The organism is Paracoccus sp. UBA889 (assembly GCA_002294185.1).
GTDB lineage: Bacteria > Pseudomonadota > Alphaproteobacteria > Rhodobacterales > Rhodobacteraceae > Paracoccus.
This window is the reverse complement of the sequence record DBFD01000045.1, coordinates 34,623-37,275: the sequence shown is the minus strand read 5'-3', so window position 1 is coordinate 37,275 and position 2,653 is coordinate 34,623. Positions and strand designations below refer to the sequence as shown.

The following is a 2,653-nucleotide window of genomic DNA, read 5'->3' as shown; positions in this document are numbered from 1 at the left end:
AACGAGATGCTGGACGGCGTCGAGGGCGGCTATACCAAGGGTCCCGACGGCGGCCAGGAATCGATCTATGACGCGGCCATGGAATATGCGGACAAGGGCGTCCCGCTGGTCCTGATCGGCGGTATCGAATACGGTGCCGGTTCCTCGCGCGACTGGGCGGCCAAAGGCACGAACCTGCTGGGCGTCAAGGCGGTGATCGCGGAATCCTTCGAACGCATCCATCGCTCGAACCTGGTCGGCATGGGCGTGATCCCGTTCGAGTTCACCGATGGCGACACCCGCAAGACGCTGAAGCTGACCGGCGACGAGGTGATCTCGATCGAGGGGCTGGAGGGCGATTTCAAGCCGCTTTCGCTGGTGCCCTGCAAGATCACCTATGCCGACGGCACCGAGAAGGAGATCCAGATCAAGGCCCGCGTCGATACCGAGGTCGAGATCGACTATCTCAAGAACGGCGGCGTGCTGCATTACGTGCTGCGCAACCTCGCCGCCGCCTGATCCGGCGGGGATAGCCAACCCTGGGGGGCGCCTGCACATGCCGGCGCCCCCTTTTGCTGGGCGTGGCCCCGACGTCCCGATCCTGTCGTGCTCTCCTGTCCCGCCTGGCCGACAGGCCGATTTCAGACCGCGACCGCGTTCAGGCCACCTGTCTCCAGCCGGTCCAGCAGGGCGAGTTCCGCCTCGGTCAGCCGGATGCCGTTGGCGATGCTGTCCTTCCGCGCCGCGAAACGCCGTTGCGAGGGAAGGCGTGCGCCCTGCCCGATGATTCCGTCCAGCAGCGTCTCGGCCAAGGCGAAAGGCTCGCCGGGTCTGCCCGCCGCGAAACGTTCAGGACTGAAGGCCAGAACCAGCTCTCCGTGGCGTGGTCCCAGATCCGTCGTGCCCAGGGCCGCCAGCGCCGCCTCGCTGGTCAGATCCCCGATCATCGCGCCTGCCAGCAACTCTATCATCGTCGCGATGGCCGAACCCTTGTGCGCGCCGAAGGGCAACATCGCGCCGGCCAGCGCGGCGTCCGGGTCGGTGGTGGCACGGCCCTCGGCGTCGATGGCCCAGCCCTCGGGCAGGGGATCGCCGGCGCGGCGATGCAGCTCGATCTCGCCGCGCGCCGCGACGCTGGTTGCGAAGTCGAACACATAGGGATTGCCACCCGGACGGGGCCAGCCGAAGGCGAAGGGGTTGGTGCCCAGCAGCGGCCTGCTGCCGCCCGCCGGTGCGACGGTGGCATAGCTGGGGCACATGGCCATCGCGGCGACGCCATCGGCGGTCAGATCCTCGATCTCGGGCCACAGCGCCGTCAGATGCACGCAATCGTTGATGACCAGCGCCGCAACGCCAAGTCGTTTCGCGCGCTCTGCCAGCAGCGGAGCGCCCCGGGAAAAGGCCCATGACGAAAAGCCGCCTTTCGCCGCGACACGGATGACGCCGCCGCCGTCATCATGAAGCTGCGGCACCGCGAGCGGGTCGGCCTTGCCCGCCAGGACCGTTTTCAGGCAACCTTCGATCCGGTAGATGCCGTGCGACTTGCAGCCGTCACGCTCGGCCGCGGCAAGGTTGCGCGCCATCGCTGCCGCCTGTCCGTCAGCCAGACCGGCCTTGCGGAAAATGGCGGCGATCCGGTTTTCCAGATCCGCGGTGCCGATTGCGTTCTCCATCCTGACCCCCTGTCAACTCTTTTCCAGACTTGCAGAAATGGCGCGCCCTGTCCAAGCCCGCGCATCCGCTTTGACGCCGGCAAGAATTTCGGCCAGCATCGCGGCGGAACCGAAACGACGAGGGCCAGAAGATGACAAAGATCCTGCTGATCGGCTGTGGAAATATGGGCCATGCGCTGCTGTCTGCCTGGCAGGCCATGCCGACCCCGCCCCAGGTCAGCATCGTCGATCCGACCGAGGCGTTGCGCGACCGGGCGGCGAAAACCGGCGCGCGGACCTTTGCCTCGGCAGCCGAGGTGCCGCGCGATCTGGAACCCGATCTGGTCATCCTTGCGGTCAAGCCGCAGGTCATCGGCAAGGTCTTGCCCGATTACGCGCATCTCGACGCCTGCTTTCTGTCGATCGCCGCAGGCACGACGCTGGCGAGCCTGCAGCGCGGTCTGGACGACAAGGCCATCATCCGCTGCATGCCGAACACGCCGGCCGCGATCGGCAAGGGCGTGTTCGGCATCTTCGCCAATGCGCGTGTCACCCCGGCCCAGAACCGCATGGTTCGCGACGTGCTGGAACCCTGCGGGATCGTGCTGGAGGTCGGATCCGATGAGGATATCGACCGGATCACCGCGATTTCGGGTTCGGGCCCGGCCTATCTGTTTCACTTTATCGAGGCTCTGGCCCAGGCGGGGCGCCGGATCGGCCTGACCGATGACGTGGCGCTGGCCGCCGCGCGCGGCACCGTCTTCGGCGCGGCTTCGCTGGCCGAGGGCGCGGACGAGGATGCAGGCCAGTTGCGCAGGAACGTCACCAGCCCAAACGGCACCACGGCCGCGGCATTGGAAGTGCTGATGGGCACGGATCGCATGGCCGACCTTCTGACCGAGGCGGCCGAGGCCGCGTTCGGCCGCGCAAAGGCCCTTGCCGCCACAGAATAGCGCACAGCCGACGAAGGCGGGGTAATCTCATCGAAGGATTGAAAGTGGTGCCCGGAGGCGGATTCGAAC

At 67.0% G+C, this 2,653-nt stretch carries 2 protein-coding genes and 1 pseudogene; 2 read left to right on the top strand and 1 reads right to left on the bottom strand.

Annotation, left to right across the window (positions count from 1 at the left end):
- Positions 1–498: pseudogene (locus B4L36_RS08010) on the top strand (aconitate hydratase); the annotation flags it as partial.
- A gap of 122 nt (positions 499–620) precedes the next feature.
- On the opposite strand, the gene B4L36_RS08005 reads toward B4L36_RS08010, so the two are convergent.
- Positions 621–1,652: an Ldh family oxidoreductase gene (locus tag B4L36_RS08005; protein ID WP_292955093.1), complete on the bottom strand. Its 1,032-nt coding sequence runs from the start codon at positions 1,650–1,652 to the stop codon at positions 621–623.
- A gap of 131 nt (positions 1,653–1,783) precedes the next feature.
- Here B4L36_RS08005 and proC point away from each other — a divergent pair, with 131 nt between their 5' ends.
- Positions 1,784–2,584, top strand: a complete 801-nt coding sequence (gene proC / locus B4L36_RS08000; RefSeq protein WP_292955090.1) for a pyrroline-5-carboxylate reductase — start codon at positions 1,784–1,786, stop codon at positions 2,582–2,584.
- Positions 2,585–2,653: the final 69 nt, after the last annotated feature.